Genomic DNA, 20888 nt, shown 5'->3' on the forward strand with positions numbered 1-20888 from the left:
TCTTGCGGAGACCACCATGAGCAAACGATACGCCAAACTGGGGCCCGGTGAGGGCCCCAACTATGACTGGGAAAATGACCATACCTTCGTGAAGGTGTCAGGTCAGGACACAGATGGCGCATACACGCTCATGGAAGACAATCTGAAGGCCAGCTTCGCGCTTGGCCTTCATCGTCATGATACGCACGCCGAAACCTTCTATTTTCTGGAAGGCGAAGTTGACTTTTACGTCGACGGCGACTGGCATCGATGCGGGCAGGGCACCACGATGCATGTGCCGCCCGGAGTACCGCATGCCTGCCGTGTCGTAGGTGATGCGCCAGCCAAGATGCTCATGATCTTTCAGCCGTCAGGGTTTGATGGGTTCCTTGCCGAACTCGCAATGATGACCGATGCGGACTTTGCGGACGAGGCCAAGATGGCCGAGATCAATGCGCGCTACGACATCGTTCCCATGGGTCCCGTCCCGCCGCATCCGGATGATGAGGTCTGAAATGGCTATCCCAAATACCATGTATGGTGTCTATCTGACGGGTCACGGTGGACCCGAAGTGTTGGAATGGCGTGACGATATTCCAGTGCCAAAGCCCGGTCCCGGGCAGGTCCTTGTGCGGGTTGCCGCTGCCGGTGTGAACAACACGGACATCAACACGCGGGTCGGCTGGTACTCTTCGGATGTGACCGGCGCTACGGATGCTGTGGATCAGGACGTCGAAGCCGGCGGGTGGGGTGGTGCCTTGTATTTCCCGCGCATTCAGGGTGGGGATTTGTGCGGTATCGTCGAGGCAGTGGGCGACAGGGCTCATTTCAGCCTGGGCCAACGCGTGACCTGCCCGATCAACTTGCCGCGTCCGCGTCCCGGTCACCCTCAGGGCTTTATTGCTTTGGGGTCCGAAATCGACGGGGCGTTTGCCCAATACTGTCTGGTAGAGGCGGATGATCTGTACGACGTGAGCGCATCGCCTTTGTCCGACGTTGAAATCGCAGCCATCCCCTGCGCTTTTGGGACCGCTGAAAACCTGCTGACCCGCGCAGGTGTCACATCGGGCCAAAAGGTCCTGATCACTGGCGCGTCTGGTGGTGTCGGTCTGGCCGCTGTGCAGCTTGCTGTGTTACGCGGGGCCACTGTCTGGGGTGTCACGGGGTCCGCTAAATCTGAGGTCGTGAAATCCCAGGGTGCCGCAGGAACCTTCGAGCGTGATGAACCGTTGCCGCATGACATGTTCGACGTGGTGATTGATGTGGTTGGCGGACCCGCGTGGGCATCGTTGATCCTGTCGCTGAAACCCGGTGGACACTATGCCGTGTCAGGCGCAATTGCCGGCCCAATCGTGCAGGCGGATCTGAGGGATATCTACCTGCGCGACATTACCATTCATGGCTGTACGCATCAGGCGCCCGAAGTATTTGGCCGCCTTGTCGAGTTGATGAATGCCGGGCGGATCCGGCCGTTGATCTCGCGCACCTATCCGCTAAAGGAAATCGCACTGGCGCAATCGGATTTCCAATCCAAGACCTTTCCGGGCAAGCTGGTGCTGATCCCCTGAGGAGCAATGACATGACAGATATCACCCTCTTGGATGGTTCAATCGGCCAGGAACTGGTCAAGCGCAGCGGCGATAAGCCAACAGCGCTCTGGTCAACTCGGGTCATGATTGATCGCCCCGAGCTGGTGCGCGATGTACACGAAGAGTATTTCAGGTGCGGCGCGACAATAGCGACAACGAATACTTATGCGGTTCACCGGTCCCGACTGCGGTTCGAAGACATCGAAGATCAGTTGGAGCCCCTTGTTGATGCGGCCTTGTCACAAGCACAAGCCGCGTGCAATGGAACACGGGGGCGAGTCGCGGGTTCTCTGGGGCCTTTGCTTGCTACATACCGGCCTGACCTGAAGCCCGACCCAATTGATGCGGGCGAAAAATTTGCGGAATTGGTCAGCCTTATGGCGGATTGGGTGGATCTGTTTCTCATCGAGACGGTGTCTTCGGTGCTTGAAGCCGAGGGCGCGCTGCGGGGAACATCGGGATGTGGCAAGCCGGTTTGGCTGTCTCTTTCAGTCAACGATGACGACGGCACCCGTCTCAGGTCGGGTGAGCCCCTGGCGGACATAGCGCCGTTGGTCAAAACGTACGCGCCGGACGCGCTGTTGATCAATTGCTCGCGCCCCGAAGCGATCCCGGCGGCGTTAGACATCCTGTCTGGCATGTCCCTGCCATTTGGGGCCTATGCAAATGGGTTCACGCATATCTCAGCCGGGTTCCTCGAAGATGCGCCTACGGTGGACGCCTTGGAACAACGCCATGATCTTGGTCCCGATGCATACGCGGATCATGTCATGGGATGGGTCGATCAGGGGGCAACGATTGTCGGCGGATGCTGTGAAATCGGACCGGAGCACATCGAAACGCTCGCCACCCGGTTGCGGGCAGCCGGACACAATATCGTCTGAGCACACAGATGGCAGGTGAGGTGGCGCAAAGAGGTTTGAAGCAAACGATCCGGCATTTCGACATTCTTGTCGCGCCGGGATTTGTGTTGCTTGAACTCGCCTCGCTTGTGGACGTTCTGCGGGTGGCAAACCGAGTCTGTGCCTCGCCGCCTTTCACCTATACTTATCGGTCGTTACGCGGCGGTGATGTGGCCAGCAGCAGTGACGCTTTTGTTTCGACCTCAAAAGTGCCCTCGCAGCCCACGGCTGACTATTTTTTCGTTATCGGCAACACGGATCCGGATCAGCCTGACCTGTCGTTGGGCCGTATCGTATCGGACTATACTTTCCGTGGCGCACAGGTCTTTTTGCTGTCTGAAGCGGCCAGTCGTTACATAAATGAACAGGGCACGGAAGATCTGGCAACCCATTGGGAAAATGCCTCTTTTCTGCGCGAACGTGGTGCCCGGTTCGAGGCGAAGCTCTTGATTGCGACCGAGAACGGACCCGTAGTGACCTGTGCAGGTATGAGCGCCACAGCTGACATTGCGCTGGCGGTTATCGGGCGGCACATTTCGGGGCCAGCCAAAATGACGGTCGCCGATATCATGCTGCATGAGCAGATTCGCGATTTCTCATCCATGCAGCCGTTTTCCGGGGCAAAAACCACTGCCACCGGCGATGCCAAGCTGGATCAGTGTATCAAGCTGATGCAAGAGAATATCGAAGATCCCTTGCCCATCCGCCAGCTTGTCGAGGAATTGAACCTTTCAAACCGGTCGCTGGAACGTAAATTCAAATCCTTCTTCGGCACAACTCCCAACGGGTTTTATCGCGAAATGCGTTTGGCCAAGGCCAATAACCTGTTGATGAACACAACAATGAGCGTACGCGAGATTGGGATGGCTTGCGGGTTCCCCAACGGGTTTTCATCAGTTTACAAAAGCTTCTTCGGGGTCACACCGTTTGTCATGAGACGGGACAGGCGTCAGACCACACAAAGATGATTTTCTCTGACATCGAGACGCTTTTGGTGCATTTCTTGTCGATCCTTCGTGGCATTCTGCCCAAAACCAAACACTAGCGGAGTCGTCACAATGGTTGATCTTCCCAGCAAGGCCCGAGTGGTCATTATTGGCGGCGGCGTCATCGGATGCTCGGTCGCCTATCACCTGACCAAAAAGGGTTGGAAAGATGTCGTACTGCTTGAACGTAAACAGCTGACCAGCGGCACCACCTGGCACGCAGCCGGTTTGATCGCGCAGTTGCGGGCCACTGCAAACATGACCAAGCTGGCGAAGTACAGCCAGGAGCTTTACGGATCTTTGGAACAAGAAACCGGTGTTGCCACCGGGTTCAAGCGCTGTGGGTCCATCACTGTCGCCCTGACCGAAGAGCGCAAGGAAGAGATCTACCGTCAGGCGGCCATGGCCCGCGCCTTTGGCGTAGAGGTCGACGAGATCTCAAATGAGCGGGTGCAAGAACTGTACCCGCACATCAATCTCGACGGTATCAAAGGGGCCGTTTACCTGCCGCTGGACGGGCAGGGCGATCCCGCCAATATCGCGCTGGCGCTGGCCAAAGGTGCGCGGCAGCGCGGCGCAGTAGTTAAGGAACGCGTCAAAGTCACAGACATCGTCAAGCAGGGCCGTTCTGTCACCAGGGTGAATTGGATCGCGGATGACGGCAGTGCCTCGGGCCACATCGAATGCGACATGGTAGTGAACTGCGCCGGGATGTGGGGTCATGAGGTCGGCCGCATGGCGGGCACCAACGTGCCGCTTCATGCGTGCGAGCATTTCTATATCGTGACCGAAAATATCGACGGCCTGACCCAACTACCAGTGCTGCGCGTGCCTGATGAGTGCGCGTATTACAAAGAAGATGCAGGTAAAATCCTGCTGGGTGCGTTCGAACCCAACGCCAAACCCTGGGCAATGGATGGCATCCCGGACACGTTCGAATTCGACCAGTTGCCCGAGGATTTCGACCATTTCGAACCCATCCTCGAAGCAGCTTGCGAGCGGATGCCGATGCTGGCCGAGGCTGGCATTCATACATTCTTCAACGGCCCGGAATCGTTCACTCCGGACGACGCTTACCATCTGGGTCTGGCACCCGAGATGGATAATGTATGGGTCGCCGCCGGGTTCAATTCGATCGGCATCCAATCCGCCGGTGGCGCGGGTATGGCGCTGGCTGAATGGATGGACACGGGTGAGAAACCTTTTGACCTTGGCGACGTAGACGTCAGCCGGATGCAACCGTTCCAGGGCAATAAGCAATATCTGTTCGAACGCTCGAAAGAGACGCTGGGGCTGCTCTATGCCGACCACTACCCCTATCGCCAAAAAGCCACTGCCCGCGGTGTGCGTCGGACGCCGTTCCACCACCACCTTCTGGAGCAAGGGGCTGTCATGGGCGAGTTGGCCGGTTGGGAACGCGCCAACTGGTTCGCGGATCAAGGTCAGGAGCGGAAATACCAGTACAGCTGGAAGCGCCAGAACTGGTTCGAAAACTCGGCTGCTGAACACCGCGCCGTGCGCGAGAATGTGGGCATGTATGACATGTCTTCTTTCGGCAAGATTCGTGTCGAAGGTCCTGATGCCAAAAAATTCATGAACTATATCGGCGGCGGCGACTACTCGGTCCCCAATGGCAAGATCGTCTACACGCAGTTTCTGAACAGCACAGGCGGGATTGAGGCGGACGTCACGGTCACGCGCCTGACCGAAACCGCGTATCTGGTTGTGACCCCTGCTGCGACCCGTCTGGCAGACCAAACATGGATGATGCGCAACGCGGGCAGTTTTAATGTGGTGATCACGGATGTCACGGCGGGTGAAGGCGTTCTGGCGGTCATGGGGCCCAACTCGCGTGCTCTGCTGGAGAAAGTGTCACCCAATGATTTCACCAACGCGACCAACCCGTTCGGCACCGCGCAGGAGATCGAGATCGGCATGGGCTTGGCCCGCGCCCATCGTGTCACGTATGTGGGCGAGCTGGGATGGGAGATCTATGTCTCTTCAGATATGGCGGGTCATGTTTTCGAAACCCTGCACGAGGCCGGACAGGATATGGGTCTGAAACTGTGCGGGATGCATATGATGGACAGCTGTAGGATCGAAAAAGGTTTCCGCCATTTTGGCCATGACATCACGTGCGAGGATCACGTGGTTGATGCGGGCCTGGGCTTTGCGGTCAAGGTCGACAAAGGCAGCGACTTCATCGGTCGGGAAGCCGTGATTGCGCGCAAGGAAAGCGGTCCCAAAAATCGGCTGGTGCAGTTCAAGTTGACAGACGCTGAACCGTTGCTGTTCCATAACGAGCCAATTGTCCGCGATGGCGAATATGTGGGTTACCTGAGTTCAGGCAACTATGGCCATACGCTGGGTGGTGCCATTGGTCTGGGTTATGTCCCGTGCGAAGGCGAAAAGGCTGCGGACGTTCTGGCATCTTCTTATGAGATCGACGTCTGCGGGGTAAAGGTCAAAGCGGAAGCTTCGCTCAAGCCAATGTACGACCCGAAATCCGATCGTGTGAAAGTCTAACTCGGGTAAGGGGGCTCTGCCCCCGCCGCCCGTTCCGGGCGACTCCCCCGAGGTATTTAGGGCCAGATGAATGAGGGATCCCTTGTTCATCTGGCAAAAAATACCTTAGAGCGCGAGGCAGCGCCTCGCTGCGCCAACATGAGTTTCAACGCGACCTCCGAGATCGACCCATCACTATTCGTTATGTGTGACTTCACGGTTTTCGGAGTTTTCAAGCTGATGTGAACTGCCGTAAATGTGTCCGGTATCAACCGGAGATTTGCCGTGGCAGACACGCCTATTCCCTCTCAGAATTCCGACACACCCAAGGGTCTGGCGCTGGCGGTAACCGCTTATGTCCTTTGGGGGTTTTTGCCGCTCTACCTGAAAGCGCTGGACCATATTGGTCCGGTCGAAGTCGTGGCCCATCGCATCATCTGGTCTGTTCCGGTGGCCGGGTTGTTGCTGGTCATTTTGGGGCGCACTCGCGATCTCAAGGCTGCGCTGGGTAACCCGAAGATGTTGGGAATGGCGGCCTTGACGGCTGCGTTGATCACTGTGAACTGGGCGATTTATGTCTGGGCGATCTCAACCGGCCATGCTTTGGATGCCGCGCTTGGATATTACATAAACCCGCTGTTCAGCATTGCGCTTGGCGCGATTTTGCTGCGTGAGCCACTGACGCGCATGCAACTGATCGCCGTAGGGCTGGCGTCATTGGGTGTTCTGGTTCTGGTGTTCGAGGCGGGCCGTTTGCCATGGGCCGCGCTTGGCCTGATGGTCAGTTGGGGGTTTTATGCGTTTTTCAAACGATCCCTGCCAATCGGACCCAATCAAGGCTTCCTGCTTGAGGTGCTGATCCTTTTGATTCCGGCTTTGGTCTACGTCACATTTCTGGGCGTGCAGGGTACGGGGCATTTTGGTGTGGGACTGTCAGATACTTTACTGTTGTCCTGCGCCGGCATTGTGACGGCTGTGCCCCTGCTGGTCTATGCAAACGGTGCCAAGCTGGTGCGACTGTCTACAATGGGTATCCTGCAATACATCGCACCGACCATGATTTTCGTAACAGCAATCACTGTGTTTGGCGAAAAGATCGACACAGGTCGGATGATTGCTTTCCCGCTGATCTGGGCGGCATTGATTGTCTATTCGATCCCGATGATCCGGCAGGCGCGGGCTCAGGCCTGACGCAACAGTTGCGCCGCGGCATCCGCCCAAAGGGCGTAGGCGCGTGGGCTGGGGTGATAGCCATCCGGGGCCGCGAGTGCCGGGTCATCCGGCAGGTCCAGCTTCAGATGTTTGACATTAGGATGGGCAGATACAACCTGCTGCAGCGCCTGGTCCAGCCTGGCAGCCTGGCGACCGAGAACCCACGCTAACGGGTCAGGTAACGCCGGAAACCTGTTCATTTGTGGAACTCCGGTGACGACAATGCGTCGTGCGCCCAGATCGTTGGACAGAGCAGTGATGAGCTGCGATTGGCGGTGCGCAAACTGTTGGGATGTCACGGCACGGGTCACGTCATTGACGCCGAGGGCCGTGACAACTGCGTCGAATTCGCCTTGTACGTTTTTCAGGCGGTCGATTGCGTCCAGCGTTGTGTGCCCTGTGGTTGCTTCCAATTGCCACTCGACCGAATAATGTTTGGCCAGCCGGTCGACCAACTGCCCTGACAGAGCCTGCCCTTGGGTTCCGGCGCCAACACCAGCCGCCGAACTGTCGCCGCAGATGAGCAGGCGCAAGCGTGGTCCACGACCTGATCGGCCACTCCGGGGGCCCGTCGGCTCTGGCAACATCTGAGCGTTGCGCCGCACTGACAGGCCCTGTGCTGCCAGAACCGGCAGCAGGGGAATGCGCAGGACCTGATCGGCTGCAATCAAACCGCGCATGATCAGCTCAGGGCATCTTTGAACTTGAGAAACCGTGCGTCGGTCATCACGCGCGCCATCATCGCTTCTCGTAGGGCACCCACTGTCTTATAGGGGCGCATGGCGACCTCGAAGGTCTGGATCAAACCGTCGTCGTTTAGCGTGATCAGATCCACCCCGATCCCATCAAGATCGCCGACCTTGCATTCAAATTCCAACGCCCAGTCTTTGCCTTCGCCCATGATGCGGCGATAGCGGAAGTCAGAAAACACCTGACCGACATGCCCCAGAACGGCGGCAACCGGCGCGCATCCGGTCCAGGTGCTGTAATAGGTCGGGGGCAGGAATCGGACGTTCTCGGCCAGCAGCGCATGGATCAGGGCTTCATCGCCTTTGGCGACAACCTCTCGCATTCGTTCGATTGTGGGGTGCATGTCGTTTCCTCCTGTGCAGAAGGTCTCTGAACATCGGGCCACAGGCAAGGACGACGTTGCGGGAGGGGGCGGGCTGCGATAGGCAGGCCCGCATGAGCGAGATCTATGCCCCCCCTCAAACCCCGCTGGACGTGCTGCATGAAGACGCGCAACTGATTGTGGTGAACAAACCGTCTGGTCTGCTTTCGGTGCCGGGGCGTGGAGAACATCTGGCGGATTGTCTTTTGACGCGGGTGCAGGCGGCGTTTCCTCAGGCATTGCTGGTGCATCGGCTGGACCGGGATACATCCGGTGTCATGGTTTTTGCCCTAACGCCCCATGCACAGCGCAACCTGAGTATGCAGTTCGAACAGCGTCAGACACGCAAAACTTACGTCGCCCGTGTCTGGGGACGGTTGGAGCCAAAGACCGGCACCGTGGACCTGCCTTTGATTGTAGACTGGCCCAATCGACCCAAGCAAATGGTCTGTCATGATACGGGCAAACCTGCGATCACCGATTGGCGTGTTGTAAAACATGAATATGACACAACGCGTGTGCGCCTGTTTCCCAAAACCGGTCGATCTCATCAACTGCGCGTTCACATGCAGGCGTTGGGTCATCCGATTCTGGGTGACCCGTTTTATGCAACGGGTGCTGCAACGGATTTCCCAAGGCTGATGCTGCATTCGGAAGAGCTGCGCCTGAAGCACCCCGAAGGCGGGCTTTCGATGAAATTTCGGGCCGGGGCCGATTTCTGAAGAATTCGCACACCGGTTGGCAGCTAATTGCCGTTCTCACCTGATTGTTGCTTGAGACCTAACACTCTTGCCGTGATATACTGAGGAAAACCAAACGCACCTGACAAACGGGTGTTGGAGCAGAAGGTGATATCATGACGATTTCCAAGTTTATTCTGGCCACAGGGCTAAGTTCGGTCCTTGTTCTTTCGGCCTGTACAGATCCGGGTACGTTGTCGGTGCAGAGCGATCCGAACCAGAACGCCAAACAGGGTGCCGTTTTGGGCGGTCTTGTCGGGGCGGGCATTGGCGCAATCGCCAACAACTCGAACCCGGGTCTTGGGGCGCTGGCGGGGGCTGCAATTGGCGCAGCCGGTGGTGGCCTGATCGGCAACCAGTTGGACAAACAGGCGGCTGAGCTGCGTCAGCAATTGGCAAATGACGGGATCACCATCGTGAATGCGGGGGACCGGCTGATTGTGACTGTTCCCAACGATATCACCTTTGACACCGACAGCTCGACCGTGCGCCCGGCGCTGCGATCTGATCTGGTGAAAGTGGGCCAGAACCTCGTCAATTACCCCAACTCGAACGTGCAGATCATCGGTCACACGGACAGCGACGGCGACGCGGGTTACAATCAAGGGCTGTCGGAGCGTCGTGCCAATGCAGTTGCGGATATCCTGCAGGCCAATGGTGTCAGCTTTAATCGCATCACAACAATCGGTCAGGGCGAAAACAATCCCGTTGCCTCGAACCTGACACCGGAAGGCAAGGCGCAAAACCGACGGGTTGAAATCGTTGTCGTGCCCAGCGGAAACGCGTAACGCGGATTAAGCATTTTGTACGGGGTCGCCATGGGCGGCCCCGTTTGCGCATTGACTGTGCGTCAAATGGGGTTTGGAACAGGTCAAACTCGGGCTAGTTTTCAGAAAATCACTGAAACGGAGTTTCCCTAGATGTCTCAACCCACTCTCCTCGGCTTGTCCGGATCCCTGCGTCAGGATGCGACCAACCGCAAGTTGTTGCGTGAAGCGGCCCGGTTGTTTGATCCGGCCCGCTTTGTCGAAGCAGACCTGAACTTGCCCCTTTATGACGGAGATCTGGAAGAGGGTGAGGGGATCCCGGCAGCGGTGCAGTCTTTGGCGGATCAAATCGCGCAGTCAGATGCGGTTATTATCTCGACGCCGGAATACAACAAGGGTCCATCGGGCGTTTTGAAGAACGCGCTGGATTGGGTGAGCCGCACGCAAGGCAATCCGTGGGCCGACAAACCGGTTGCCGTTATGTCGGCGGCGGCAGGTCGCGCTGGCGGTGAGCGCGCGCAGATGATCCTGCGGTCGTTTATGGTGCCCTTCCAGCCGCGCATTCTGCAGGGACCTGAAATCCATCTGGCAGACAGTTCGAACGAGTTCGACGAACACGGAAAACTGGCCTCTGACCGCTATGAAAAGTCACTGCATAAACTGATGCAGAAACTTCGGGCCGAGGCCGGTTTTTGAAACCGGTCTGCGTATCGGGTGTGGCACGTTCTGGCTGACTGGCCTCATCGGGTGGCCTTGTGCCTATGCGCCCATCCCGTTGAGTGCCGCGGTCACAATGAGGCGTCGGGCCGGAAATCTTCGGGGATAACATCCCGGTCTTCCAGCATGAGATCAGCCATGACCTCGGCGATCTTGGGGGCCATGCCAAACCCGATTTTGAAACCTCCATTGGCGATGAACTGCCCCTTATGCAATGGATGCGCCCCCAGCATTGGTGCGCGGCTTTTGCTGCGGGGGCGGACACCGGCCCAGCGTTCTATTACCTCGGCCCCGTGCAGCAGCGGCAGGGCGCGTGTGGCGCGGTCGATCACATCGTCCAGAGCGGCATCTGTGCTAGTGGGATCGTCATACTCCCGTTCCGACGTTGACCCAATCGCGAGCGTACCGTCTGCGTGGGGCACGATATGTATCGCATCAGCAAAAAGCTGTGGAACCTCACCAGCATCAAAGCGCAACAAAGCAGCTTGCCCTTTGACGCCGTTTCCGACGGTCTTGCCGTAGGCATCGTTGAGCTCTTGTAACCCGGCAAGGCCAGTTGCGTGCACAACCTGTCCTTGGTTTTTCGCGTCATTGACAACGTGAACGCCCATAACCTCAAGGGCGGCCACAAGCGCAGCGCAGGCCCTTCGGGGGTGCATCCGTGCGGTCAGAGTATCCCGGATGACAAACCCGGTGGGGCTGGGCGGGCACCATGTACCAGCCTGCGCAGTGCTGATCACGCGCCATTCGGCCTGACCTTTCCAAAGTTCATCTGCCGTACCTTCACGCTGCCGCGCCAGGTCAAGGCTGCGGGCATCCGGGATGGGTTGAAGGCGACCCAACCGACCATAACCGGGGGAAACGCCGCCGGTTTCCTCGACTTGCCTCCAGAATGGTTCGGCCATGATCAGGCTGTCGAACTGAAAGGCTTTCTTGGCATTCCAGTTTTCCGGCACATGTGGGGCCAATGCACCAACAAGTCCACCGCTGGACCCAGCCCCCGGACCGAACGGATCGACAACCTGCACTTTTGCGCCGCGCCGGGCACAGGTCCACGCGATGGACAGGCCGAAAATCCCTGCGCCGCGCACCGTCACATCGACCATTGCCAATTCCCTTTTCCTTGTTCAGTGTCGCGCCGCTTAGCTACAGGATTCCCAGATGGCAGACCAGCGTGCCAAATTGACGTGGACCGAGGATCAGATACCGGTCTCGGATCGTTTCGACGATCCCTATTATTCGTTGCAGAACGGGCTGGAAGAGACGCGCCATGTGTTTCTGGCGGGCAACGATCTGCCCGCGCGATTCACACCCGGTTTTCACATCGCCGAACTTGGTTTTGGCACCGGGTTGAACCTGCTGACCGTATGGTCGGAGTGGGAGAAATCCGGCCAAACCGGACCCTTGCGGCTTACCAGTTTCGAAGCTTTTCCAATGGCCACGGAAGATATGCATCATGCGCTTAAGGCGTTTCCCGAGTTGCAACCGTGGAGCAGCAGGTTTCTCGCACACTGGGCGGGTCGCGAATGCATGCTCGACACTCTTCAGTTCGAGGTGATCATTGGTGATGCGCGTGAGACTTTGCCGAAATGGGCCGGAAAGGCGGACGCTTGGTTTCTTGACGGGTTTTCGCCCGCCAAGAACCCGGAACTGTGGGGGGCGGACCTGATGCAAGAGGTTGCAAACCACACCGTAGCAGAGGGGACGGCCGCCACCTACACCGCCGCTGGTTTTGTGCGTCGGGGGTTGGAGGATGCTGGTTTCAACGTGATGCGCACACCGGGCTATGGCCGCAAGCGACACATGACGCGGGCAGTCAAAGCATGACGCAGAAGAACAATATCGGCGCGGGCATCGCTCTGATGGTGGGCGCCACAATTGTTTTTGCTTTGCAGGATGGTATCTCGCGGCATCTGGCCGGGACCTACAACACCTACATGGTCGTGATGGTCCGCTATTGGTTCTTCGCGGCGTTTGTCATTGCACTGGCGGCACGATCACCCGGTGGGCTGAGGGCAGCCACGCAGACAAATCAGTTGGGTCTGCAAATAACCCGTGGTGTGTTACTGGCGGCCGAGATCTGTGTCGCGGTCTTTGGGTTCACCATACTCGGCTTGATCGACAGCATGGCCGTCTTCATCTGCTATCCTTTGCTTGTCGCCGCGCTAAGCGGGCCGGTATTGGGTGAGCAGGTCGGGTGGCGCCGGTGGAGCGCGATCGGGGTAGGGTGCATTGGCGTTCTGATCATTTTGCAACCAGGCGCAGGCGTATTTAACCCCTGGGCGATCATTCCCCTCATCTCGGCCCTGATGTTTGCAGTCTACGCCCTGCTGACACGCTATGCCGCCCGGCAAGACAGCACGGCCACCAGTTTTTTCTGGACCGGCGTCGCAGGTTCCGTCGCAATGACTCTGGTCGGTATTTGGTTCTGGGAGCCGATGGTGCCTGCTGATTGGGGGTGGATGGCGTTGCTGTGCGTCAGTGGTGCGTCCGGTCACTGGTTGCTGATCAAGTGCTATGAGATGGCCGAGGCGAGCGCGGTGCAACCCTTCGCCTATTTCCATCTGGTCTGGAGCGCGATGCTGGGGATTTCAGTCTTTGGCGAAACGCTGCGCCCCGAAGTTGTAGCAGGCGCAGCGATTGTTGTGGCCGCAGGACTGTTCACCTTATGGCGCGAACGCCGCCAGAGATGACCCGACCAGTTCCTGTGAGAACGGAACAGGCAGCGCGGGTTGACCCAACCGCGCGCGGTAGACAGGCAGGCTTTCGGTCACGCGCATCACGTAGTTGCGGGTTTCGCTGAAAGGTATCGTCTCGATCCAGTCAACGATATCCACCTCGCCTGCGCGTGGATCTCCAAAACGCTCCATCCACGAGATCGGGCGTCTGGGTCCCGCGTTATACCCAGCGGCCATCATCACCACGTTGCCGTTGAAATCAGCCGCCAGACCTGAAAGGTAGTTGGCCCCCAGCTTGGCGTTGTACTGCCAGTCCGTCGTCAATCGTCCTGTTTGGTGGCCACTGAGGATGCCCAACTCACCCGCGACCAGCTTGGCTGTTGCGGGCATCACCTGCATCAGACCACGCGCGCCCGCGCCGCTGATGACGACAGGATCAAACTCGCTTTCGCGTCGTGCAATCGCCAGCGTCATTTCTTTGGCCATCGGCAGGCGCATGTCTGCCACCGGATGCACCGGGTAATAGGCTGCAGGCAACACCGTGCCCGTGGTTGCCGCCCGTTTTGCAATCATCACGGCCAGATGTGGCTGTTTCAGTTCGATGACCAGGTCACCAAGTTGATTGGCCTGCACCGGGTCAAGGGTTTCGACCAGATGTGTCAGAAACCTCTCGGAGAGGTTGCCCTCTCCGGCCTTCAACAGCAAAAGCCCGGCTTCCAGAACACTGGAATTCGCAAACTCCGCTTCCCGCCAATGCGGTGCTCTACGCGGATTGGCCAGCTCCGCGTCAAACGGTCGCCCGATGCGTTCAGCGGCCAACAATCCGTAGAACGAGGTTTGATAATCCGCCCCCACTGCATAGGCGTCATACGCTTTGTCCGCATCCCCCAGCGCTGCGTAAGCACGTCCAAGCCAATAACCACCACGCCCTTTTGAAATTGGTGATTGAACCGCATCGGAAAAATTCTGGAAATGCCGCACGGCGGTTGCAGGGTCATTCAGCTTGCGCAGTGCCAAAAAACCGGCCAGCCACTCCAAGTCGGCATAACCATAACCCATTTCAGGGGTCATGTGATGATTGGCCGCCACGTCATATGCGCGCGCCGATCGTCCGGACCGCATCTCAAGCCGTGCCAGGCGACGGCGCCCTTCAGCCCATTTGTCAGGCTCGCCCAACGCATCCGGCCCTGTTGAACGCGCCAGCATCAGGTCTATGGCGCTGTCGTCCAATTCCTTCCTGTCCCGCCAGACAAATCGGTCAAAGGCAAGCCCGGGCGCATCCATCAGAGATTTCGGAACTGCTGCCACCTTGCCGTCCACACCGGGCTGGCGCTTTTGCAATGCGATTCGCGCCTCGGCCAGTTTGCGCTGGTCTGCACTGACCAGCGGTAGCATCTGGCCCGCGCTGACCAGATGACCATCCCACAGCATTCGGTCCAGCCGCGCGGCGTGATGGGGCTTCAACAGCTTCGCAAAGTTCTCAAGATACGTTTTCTGCAGTCCGGAACCCATTGGCATGGTCCGCCACGCGGTGACGATATCCGCTTCGGCGTCCCCCACACGCCCCTTTGCCTTCAGGGCGATTGCATAATTCAAGGCGCCTTCCGCTGTTTGCGGCGGCATGTCAGCATAGAATTTCAGAACCCTGTCCGGGTCCGCCCCGGTAAAGACCGGCTCGCTCTTGCGGCGCAGCCATGCCATCCCAGGCCAGTCCGGGCGGCGGTCGAGAAACACCAGCACATCGCCCGAGCTGCCGAACCCTTCGCGCAGCCAGTGCCAGACGATGATGTCGCGGGAAACAGAGCCGCGTTGGCCTGAAACCCGCAATGCGGCATTCCAGTCGCCTTTTCGCATTTCATAAAGCCCGGCGCGCAAATCACCTGCGGCATCCGCCCGCGCAAGCTGCGGTGCTGTCACAGAGTACAGAATCACAGCAGTCAACACTGTCAGAAAGCGTGTCATCCCTTGCATTTCCCAACCAACCGAGGATAGAGCCTGTGAGGATAAACCGTGCGTCGCCGGGATCAACTCACAAAGCTGGAAACGTGAGGGACCGCGGCGCAAAAACCGCAAAATGCACCTTAAGGAGCGTGTCATGTTCAAAGGCTCAATGCCAGCCCTCGTCACCCCGTTCAACAACGGCGAGTTGGACCTGAAGACGCTCAAACACCTTGTGGAGTGGCAGATTGCCGAAGGCTCGACCGGGTTGGTACCAGTTGGAACCACGGGCGAAAGCCCCACGCTCAGCCACGATGAGCATGAAACGGTGATCGAAGAGGTCGTGAAAACAGCGGCCGGTCGCGTTCCGGTCATCGCCGGGGCCGGGTCGAACAATACCGTCGAAGCTGTTCGGTTCGTTCAATTCGCCGAAAAAGTCGGTGCGGATGCAGCGCTGGTTGTCACGCCTTATTACAACAAGCCGACCCAAAAGGGCCTGATCGCGCATTTCCAGGCCCTTCACGAAGCCGCGGATATTCCGATCATCATCTACAACATTCCCGGACGGTCCGTTGTTGACATGACCCCGGCAACAATGGGTGAACTGTCCAAGCTACCGCGCATCATCGGCGTCAAAGACGCAACGGGCGATCTGGCCCGGGTCAGCCAACAGCGCGCGACCTGTGGGGCTGATTTCTGCCAGCTGTCCGGTGAAGATGCGACCGCGCTTGGGTTCAATGCCCATGGCGGTGTCGGCTGCATCTCGGTCACGGCAAACGTGGCACCCAAATTGTGCGCCGAATTCCAACAGGCCACACTGGCCGGAGACTATGCAAAAGCGCTGGACTATCAGGACAAGCTGATGCCGCTGCACGAGGCCATCTTTATCGAACCGGGTCTTGTCGGCGCCAAATACGCACTCAGCAAACTGGGCCTTTGCTCCACCGAAGTGCGTTCGCCTCTGACCGAGCTTGCGGACAGCACCAAGGCTTCAATCGAGGCCGCAATGGCCCATGCTGATCTGATCTAAGTCGGATCCGAAATGACAAAAGGGCGGCCTCGCATCCCGGGCGCCGCCCGTTTTCATTTGCCGGATCCAATCTTCATCTGGCTAAAAATACCTCGGGGGAGATGCGCGGTACGCGCAGTGGGGGCAGAGCCCCCTTTCTTACCGTTTCCCGTAGTAAAGCCCGACAACATGCTCAGCTTGCGCAAAGAACAACCAGCGCGACGTCGCCACGCCCGCCAGATGTGATGCAACGGCCAGCAAGGCGAAGAGATGCTTGATCACGACACCCGAGACCGGGATCAGGATCAGCAGCAAAGGCAGCACAAAGGCCAGAACAAAGGAAATGATCCGCAGTTTCTGCGCGTGTTTGCGCCCAACCACATGGACGAATTCGCGCAGCAGATAGTTGGTACCCGTATGCGGCGGCTCGAATGCGCGCACATTACCGTGGACGCCCAGCCCGGTGGCAGTGCTCAGCGTGGTGCCGGATCGTGCGAATGCACCGTCGCCCTTGGCCCAATATGCAAGCTGTACCGCACCGGCGATGGCAAGCAACCAAGGGGCCAGTGTTTCGGCCCCGGACAGCAGGGCACCTCCGGCCAGGCTGAAGGACAGGAACATGACAGGCGTCAGTTCCATGTTCCAGCGCGGGATGGTCTTGAGCTGGGTGTAGATCATCGAGGTGGTAAACACGGTCGCAAGACTGAAGAACGCGCCGAGCCAACCCAGAACTGTCCAATGGCTGCCCAGAAAAACTGCACCGAATGCAAAAAGCCCCATGACCACCAGGGCCGCCACGGCACAAACCCCTTCACGGCTGAGCCAGCTCGATTTCCATTGGCTGAACGCCTTCCAGGCGCGTTCGGGGTGACCCAAATGGAAGGTCGAGGCCAGCAGACCACCCACTGCCAGCGCATAAGCGATGACGTAAAATACAAACGCCACAAAGCCGGTCGCCGCAGGCTGGCCGAGCCCGAGGAAAAACAGCAAGCCAAATCCCAACCCGGACAAAGTGGTGAAGATAATAACGGAAGGTGCGGGGTGCATCAGAGTTTCTCCAGCGTCTTGTCGAGCCAGCCGAGGAAACCCTTGGGTTCTTCAGCGACGGGTGCCAGGAGGGGGGCCAAAATGTCGATCTGTTCCTCCACCGTGTCCTTGGGGCGCGGCGGCAGGTATTTGTTGACGGGTTTGGTCCCCATTTCTGGCATAAGGTCCATACCACCCCGATCTGCTACGAGTTTGCTGACATCGCTGTCAGGGTCGCCCAGATCGCCAAAGTGCCGGGCACCAGCCGGGCAGGTGCGCACGCATGAGGGCACACGATCTACCTCGGGCAGGTTTTCGTTGTAGATACGGTCAACGCAGAGCGTGCATTTTTTCATGACGCCTTCTGCCACATCCAGTTCCCGGGCACCGTAAGGACAGGACCAGGCGCAAAGACCACAGCCGATACAGTCGCTTTCATTGACCAGCACGATCCCGTCTTCGACGCGTTTATAGCTGGCGCCGGTGGGGCAGACAGTGACACAGGGAGCATCTTCGCAATGCAGGCAGGATTTCGGGAAGTGGATCAGTTGAGCGTGACCCTGTTCCGGCTGTACCTCATAGGAATGCACGCGGTTCAGGAAGGTGCCCGACGGGCTGCCGCCATAGGCGTCCTGGTCCGACAGGGGCGCGCCGTAGTTTTCCGTGTTCCATCCCTTGCAAGAGATCACGCAGGCGTGGCAACCGACACAGGTATCCAGGTCGATGACAAGACCCATTTTACGTTCGGTGGATTGGGGAAGCTGGGTCATGTCAGGGAACCTCGGCTGTTATGGGCGGGGGAGGGGGCCAGCCCCCTATTGAGCCTTTGGCTCAATTCACCCCCGAGATATTTTTGGCCAGATGAAGGGCGGATCCGGTTCATTTGCCGACCTTCCACGCGATGTCCTTCGGGCCGGTGCCAACAGGCGACTTGATCAGTGCAAACTCTGGTTGGCTTTCGGTATCTGTCGGAGGGGCGGCTTTTTCGATTTTAACTTTGAGATCGAACCACGCAGCCTGACCTGTCACCGGGTCGGAGTTGGCCCACCGCATGCCATCGCCTTTGGGTGGCAGCAATTCGTGGATCAGGTGGTTGAGGAGGAAGCCTTTGGTGGCCTCGGGAGCATCTTCTTGAAGCGCCCAGGCCCCTTTTCGTTTCCCTATGGCGTTCCAGGTCCAGACGGTGTTGTCGTTCAGCGCGGCCATTTCCATGACAGGCACGATGATTTCTCCGTGCGGAGAGGTGACCTTGGCCCAGTCGCCATCTTGCAACCCATGGTCCCGCATCAGTTTGGTCGGGACATAGAGCGGGTTACGACCGTGGAGCTGGCGCAGCCACGCGTTCTGAGTGCCCCAGCTGTGATACATCGCCATCGGGCGTTGGGTCAGTGCGTTGACGGTAAAACCATCGCTGCCCTGCTGGTCGGTTTCATACCAGATGGGCAGCGGGTCCATCGTATCTTTGATCCGCTGACGCAGGTGGTCGGGCGGCTGGCGGTCGCCATGCCCTTCAGCGGCCAACTGGAATTTGCGCATCGGCTCGGAATAAAGTTGGAACAGGTATGGCTGTGGACTGTCATAGAGCCCCATGCCAACAGCCCAGTCCTGATAGGCTGCGTTCCAGGGTTTGTAGTAATCCGCGCCTTCGGGGATGTGCGCGACGTAGAAGCCACCGTTTTCGATATAGCGGTCCAGCTGGTCGGGATTGACCTCTCCGCGCCCTTCCTTGTCACCGTTTTCACCGCGGAACCCGGCAAGGGGGCCGATGCCCGGCTTGCGCTGGTGGTTGACGATATAGTCGGCGTAGTCCTTCCACTTGGGTGTGCCGTCTTCGTTGGTGAAACCGGGTAGGCTCATGCGGTTGGCGAGTTCGATCAGAACGGACTGGAAGCCGCGCACGTCGCGGTCAGGCTCGATTACCGGCCAGCGGATCGCGTCGGCGGCGGCGTCGGCCTCACAAATCGGGCGGTCAAGCAGCGAGATACAATCGTGCCGCTCGAGATAGGTGGTGTCAGGCAGGATCAGGTCGGCATAAGCCACCATTTCCGAGGAGTAGGCGTCGGAATAGATGATCTTGGGGATGACGTATTTTCCGTCTTCGGTCTTCGCCGTCAGCATCTCCATCACACCCTTGGTGTTCATGGAGGAGTTCCACGACATGTTCGCCATATACATGAACAGTGTGTCAATCTTGTACGGATCACCGGCGGCGGCGTTAGAGATCACCATATGCATCAGCCCGTGGGCAGACATTGGGTTTTCCCAAGTGAACGCCTTATCAATGCGCTGTGCGTTGCCTTCCTCATCCAGCAACAGGTCCTCGGGCCCACGCGGGAAGCCCAGATGCGGCCCTTCCAGCGGACGTCCGGGGCGGCGGTCGCCATGTGGGGTCGGATGTGCCTCAATCGGCTTGGGGTAGGGCGGTTTGAAACGGAAACCGCCGGGGACCTCGACCGTGCCCAACAGGATTTGCAGCACATGCAGTGAGCGACACGTTTGAAACCCGTTGGCGTGGGCCGAGATACCACGCATGGCGTGGAAGCTGACCGGACGACCGATCATCTTGGAATGTGTCTCACCCCGGAAGTCGGTCCATTCATGGTCCAGCTCGAATGCTTCGTCAAAGGCGACGCGGGCGATTTCCGCCGCGATGGCGCGGATGCGTTTGGCTGGGATGCCGCAGCGCTCGGCGACCGCTTCGGGGGCGTGGTCGTCGGACAGGTATTTCTCGGCCATCAGGTGGAAGACCGGACGGTGGGTGACGCCGTCTTTTTCGTAGGTTGCTGCCAAGTCAGGGCGGACGCCGGGTTTGTCGAACGCGGTGGGTTTGCCGGTCGCGCGGTCGATGACGAGCGGTTTTCCGTCAGCGTCGCGCAGGAACAGGCCCTTTTCAGGCCCCTCCGCAGCGTTCACCAGCACCGGCGCGTTGGTGTAGCGGCTGAGATAGTCGAGGTCGATCTTGCCTGCCTTCATGAGCACATGGATCAGCGACAGGATGAACAACCCATCGGTGCCCGGCGTGATTCCGACCCAGTCATCGGCGACGGCGTTATAGCCGGATCGGATCGGATTCACACCGATCACCCGCGCGCCGCGTGCTTTGATTTTGCCGATACCCATCTTGATTGGGTTGCTGTCGTGATCTTCGGCCACGCCAAACAGTATGAACAGTTTTGTATGGTCCCAGTCAGGCTGGCCGAATTCCCAGAAGGCACCACCCATGGTGTAGATGCCGCCCGCAGCCATGTTCACCGAACAAAACCCGCCATGAGCCGCATAGTTTGGCGTGCCGAAATTCTGCGCCCAGAAGGATGTGAAGCTCTGGCTCTGATCCCGACCGGTGAAGAAGGCCAGTTTTTGCGGTGCGGTCTCGTGCAACTCGTTCAGCCAGCCGACGGCCGTGCTGATCGCTTCGTCCCACTCGATTTCGCGAAACTCGCCCGATCCGCGCGGACCTACACGGCGCAGTGGTTTGCGCAGACGCGAGGGCGCGTTGACCTGCATGATCCCGGCGCTGCCTTTGGCGCATAGAACGCCTTTGTTTACAGGGTGGTCGCGGTTGCCTTCGATATAGGCAACCTTGCCATCTTTCATGTGTACGTTGATGCCGCAACGGCAGGCGCACATATAGCACGTGGTCTTGCGAACCTCGTCCGAAACCTTCGGAGACGTATCAAGGATCGGCTGCTGATGGGTCATTGGCGGGTCCTGTCGGTTATGTCGGGATGA

The 20888-nt window shown here is 58.6% G+C and carries 19 protein-coding genes; 12 read left to right on the forward strand and 7 right to left on the reverse strand.

The genetic code is table 11. The features are described 5' to 3' along the window. Positions 1-16 precede the first annotated feature (16 nt). The 6 genes from AC2FNU_RS06655 (at position 17) to rarD (ending at position 7152) form a co-directional block, all read left to right on the forward strand. Positions 17-493, forward strand: coding sequence for a cupin domain-containing protein (locus AC2FNU_RS06655; RefSeq protein WP_496786334.1), 477 nt, complete (start codon positions 17-19; stop codon positions 491-493). A gap of 1 nt (position 494) precedes the next feature. Continuing rightward, positions 495-1547: an alcohol dehydrogenase family protein gene (locus AC2FNU_RS06660; protein ID WP_496786336.1), complete on the forward strand. Its 1053-nt coding sequence runs from the start codon at positions 495-497 to the stop codon at positions 1545-1547. Between the two features lie 11 nt (positions 1548-1558). Continuing rightward, the gene (locus AC2FNU_RS06665) at positions 1559-2452 is read left to right on the forward strand and encodes a homocysteine S-methyltransferase family protein (RefSeq protein ID WP_496786338.1); all 894 of its coding nucleotides are present in this window, start codon (positions 1559-1561) and stop codon (positions 2450-2452) included. Between the two features lie 8 nt (positions 2453-2460). Then, positions 2461-3438 carry a GlxA family transcriptional regulator gene (locus AC2FNU_RS06670; protein WP_496786340.1) on the forward strand — a complete coding sequence of 326 codons (978 nt, stop codon included), beginning with the start codon at positions 2461-2463 and terminating at the stop codon, positions 3436-3438. A 90-nt stretch (positions 3439-3528) separates the two neighbouring features. After that, a complete protein-coding gene (locus AC2FNU_RS06675) occupies positions 3529-5982 on the forward strand; it encodes a GcvT family protein (RefSeq protein ID WP_496786342.1) in 2454 nt (817 codons plus the stop codon). Between the two features lie 264 nt (positions 5983-6246). After that, a complete protein-coding gene (gene rarD, locus AC2FNU_RS06680; RefSeq protein WP_496786344.1) occupies positions 6247-7152 on the forward strand; it encodes an EamA family transporter RarD in 906 nt (301 codons plus the stop codon). Here rarD and AC2FNU_RS06685 read toward each other — a convergent pair. Both AC2FNU_RS06685 and AC2FNU_RS06690 read right to left on the reverse strand, forming a co-directional pair. Further along, the gene (locus AC2FNU_RS06685; protein ID WP_496786346.1) at positions 7143-7853 is read right to left on the reverse strand and encodes an SGNH/GDSL hydrolase family protein; all 711 of its coding nucleotides are present in this window, start codon (positions 7851-7853) and stop codon (positions 7143-7145) included. The two genes, rarD and AC2FNU_RS06685, sit on opposite strands and share 10 nt — an antisense overlap. A gap of 2 nt (positions 7854-7855) precedes the next feature. Next, entirely contained in the window at positions 7856-8266 is a 411-nt protein-coding gene (locus tag AC2FNU_RS06690; RefSeq protein WP_496786350.1) for a nuclear transport factor 2 family protein, read from the reverse strand. A 92-nt stretch (positions 8267-8358) separates the two neighbouring features. Between AC2FNU_RS06690 and AC2FNU_RS06695 the strand changes: the two genes are divergently transcribed. The 3 genes from AC2FNU_RS06695 (at position 8359) to AC2FNU_RS06705 (ending at position 10487) form a co-directional block, all read left to right on the forward strand. Then, the gene (locus AC2FNU_RS06695; RefSeq protein ID WP_496786351.1) at positions 8359-9006 is read left to right on the forward strand and encodes an RluA family pseudouridine synthase; all 648 of its coding nucleotides are present in this window, start codon (positions 8359-8361) and stop codon (positions 9004-9006) included. Positions 9007-9140: 134 nt separating this feature from the next. After that, complete coding sequence (locus AC2FNU_RS06700) at positions 9141-9812, forward strand: YiaD family glycine zipper/OmpA-like lipoprotein (protein ID WP_496786354.1); 672 nt, start codon at positions 9141-9143, stop codon at positions 9810-9812. A gap of 132 nt (positions 9813-9944) precedes the next feature. Next, on the forward strand, positions 9945-10487 hold the full coding sequence (locus tag AC2FNU_RS06705) for an NADPH-dependent FMN reductase (RefSeq protein ID WP_496786358.1): 543 nt from the start codon (positions 9945-9947) through the stop codon (positions 10485-10487). 92 nt (positions 10488-10579) lie between these two features. On the opposite strand, the gene AC2FNU_RS06710 is transcribed toward AC2FNU_RS06705, so the two are convergent. After that, positions 10580-11614 (reverse strand): NAD(P)/FAD-dependent oxidoreductase, encoded by a 1035-nt coding sequence (locus AC2FNU_RS06710; RefSeq protein ID WP_496786361.1) that lies wholly within the window; start codon positions 11612-11614, stop codon positions 10580-10582. A 55-nt stretch (positions 11615-11669) separates the two neighbouring features. Here AC2FNU_RS06710 and mnmC2 point away from each other — a divergent pair, with 55 nt between their 5' ends. Further along, positions 11670-12335 (forward strand): tRNA (5-methylaminomethyl-2-thiouridine)(34)-methyltransferase MnmC2, encoded by a 666-nt coding sequence (gene mnmC2, locus AC2FNU_RS06715; RefSeq protein WP_496786364.1) that lies wholly within the window; start codon positions 11670-11672, stop codon positions 12333-12335. Further along, positions 12332-13201: a DMT family transporter gene (locus AC2FNU_RS06720; RefSeq protein ID WP_171095913.1), complete on the forward strand. Its 870-nt coding sequence runs from the start codon at positions 12332-12334 to the stop codon at positions 13199-13201. Before mnmC2 ends, AC2FNU_RS06720 begins: the two co-directional genes overlap by 4 nt. Here AC2FNU_RS06720 and AC2FNU_RS06725 read toward each other — a convergent pair. Further along, entirely contained in the window at positions 13175-15148 is a 1974-nt protein-coding gene (locus AC2FNU_RS06725; RefSeq protein WP_496786370.1) for a lytic transglycosylase domain-containing protein, read from the reverse strand. The genes AC2FNU_RS06720 and AC2FNU_RS06725 overlap by 27 nt on opposite strands. 133 nt (positions 15149-15281) lie before the next feature. Here AC2FNU_RS06725 and dapA point away from each other — a divergent pair, with 133 nt between their 5' ends. Continuing rightward, complete coding sequence (gene dapA, locus AC2FNU_RS06730) at positions 15282-16154, forward strand: 4-hydroxy-tetrahydrodipicolinate synthase (protein WP_496786373.1); 873 nt, start codon at positions 15282-15284, stop codon at positions 16152-16154. A gap of 138 nt (positions 16155-16292) precedes the next feature. On the opposite strand, the gene AC2FNU_RS06735 is transcribed toward dapA, so the two are convergent. The 3 genes from AC2FNU_RS06735 to AC2FNU_RS06745 all read right to left on the reverse strand — a co-directional run bounded on the left by AC2FNU_RS06735 (position 16293) and on the right by AC2FNU_RS06745 (position 20858). After that, a complete protein-coding gene (locus tag AC2FNU_RS06735; RefSeq protein ID WP_496786377.1) occupies positions 16293-17180 on the reverse strand; it encodes a dimethyl sulfoxide reductase anchor subunit family protein in 888 nt (295 codons plus the stop codon). Next, the gene (locus AC2FNU_RS06740) at positions 17180-17929 is read right to left on the reverse strand and encodes a 4Fe-4S dicluster domain-containing protein (protein ID WP_496786380.1); all 750 of its coding nucleotides are present in this window, start codon (positions 17927-17929) and stop codon (positions 17180-17182) included. Before AC2FNU_RS06740 ends, AC2FNU_RS06735 begins: the two co-directional genes overlap by 1 nt. A 109-nt stretch (positions 17930-18038) precedes the next feature. Continuing rightward, a complete protein-coding gene (locus AC2FNU_RS06745; protein ID WP_496786382.1) occupies positions 18039-20858 on the reverse strand; it encodes a molybdopterin oxidoreductase family protein in 2820 nt (939 codons plus the stop codon). Positions 20859-20888 lie beyond the last annotated feature (30 nt).

It is taken from the genome of Ruegeria sp. BHSB064 (assembly GCF_059613205.1).

What these genes read in the sequence shown, in the direction of transcription:
- AC2FNU_RS06745 (WP_496786382.1), bottom strand. Translation starts at nt 20,858, where the DNA reads ATGACCCATCAGCAGCCGATCCTTGATACGTCTCCGAAGGTTTCGGAC.
- AC2FNU_RS06685 (WP_496786346.1), bottom strand. Translation starts at nt 7,853, where the DNA reads ATGCGCGGTTTGATTGCAGCCGATCAGGTCCTGCGCATTCCCCTGCTG.
- AC2FNU_RS06700 (WP_496786354.1), top strand. Translation starts at nt 9,141, where the DNA reads ATGACGATTTCCAAGTTTATTCTGGCCACAGGGCTAAGTTCGGTCCTT.
- AC2FNU_RS06695 (WP_496786351.1), top strand. Translation starts at nt 8,359, where the DNA reads ATGAGCGAGATCTATGCCCCCCCTCAAACCCCGCTGGACGTGCTGCAT.
- AC2FNU_RS06735 (WP_496786377.1), bottom strand. Translation starts at nt 17,180, where the DNA reads ATGCACCCCGCACCTTCCGTTATTATCTTCACCACTTTGTCCGGGTTG.
- AC2FNU_RS06710 (WP_496786361.1), bottom strand. Translation starts at nt 11,614, where the DNA reads ATGGTCGATGTGACGGTGCGCGGCGCAGGGATTTTCGGCCTGTCCATC.
- AC2FNU_RS06720 (WP_171095913.1), top strand. Translation starts at nt 12,332, where the DNA reads ATGACGCAGAAGAACAATATCGGCGCGGGCATCGCTCTGATGGTGGGC.
- AC2FNU_RS06670 (WP_496786340.1), top strand. Translation starts at nt 2,461, where the DNA reads ATGGCAGGTGAGGTGGCGCAAAGAGGTTTGAAGCAAACGATCCGGCAT.
- dapA (WP_496786373.1), top strand. Translation starts at nt 15,282, where the DNA reads ATGTTCAAAGGCTCAATGCCAGCCCTCGTCACCCCGTTCAACAACGGC.
- AC2FNU_RS06665 (WP_496786338.1), top strand. Translation starts at nt 1,559, where the DNA reads ATGACAGATATCACCCTCTTGGATGGTTCAATCGGCCAGGAACTGGTC.
- AC2FNU_RS06705 (WP_496786358.1), top strand. Translation starts at nt 9,945, where the DNA reads ATGTCTCAACCCACTCTCCTCGGCTTGTCCGGATCCCTGCGTCAGGAT.
- AC2FNU_RS06725 (WP_496786370.1), bottom strand. Translation starts at nt 15,148, where the DNA reads ATGACACGCTTTCTGACAGTGTTGACTGCTGTGATTCTGTACTCTGTG.
- AC2FNU_RS06655 (WP_496786334.1), top strand. Translation starts at nt 17, where the DNA reads ATGAGCAAACGATACGCCAAACTGGGGCCCGGTGAGGGCCCCAACTAT.
- AC2FNU_RS06660 (WP_496786336.1), top strand. Translation starts at nt 495, where the DNA reads ATGGCTATCCCAAATACCATGTATGGTGTCTATCTGACGGGTCACGGT.
- AC2FNU_RS06690 (WP_496786350.1), bottom strand. Translation starts at nt 8,266, where the DNA reads ATGCACCCCACAATCGAACGAATGCGAGAGGTTGTCGCCAAAGGCGAT.
- AC2FNU_RS06675 (WP_496786342.1), top strand. Translation starts at nt 3,529, where the DNA reads ATGGTTGATCTTCCCAGCAAGGCCCGAGTGGTCATTATTGGCGGCGGC.
- mnmC2 (WP_496786364.1), top strand. Translation starts at nt 11,670, where the DNA reads ATGGCAGACCAGCGTGCCAAATTGACGTGGACCGAGGATCAGATACCG.
- AC2FNU_RS06740 (WP_496786380.1), bottom strand. Translation starts at nt 17,929, where the DNA reads ATGACCCAGCTTCCCCAATCCACCGAACGTAAAATGGGTCTTGTCATC.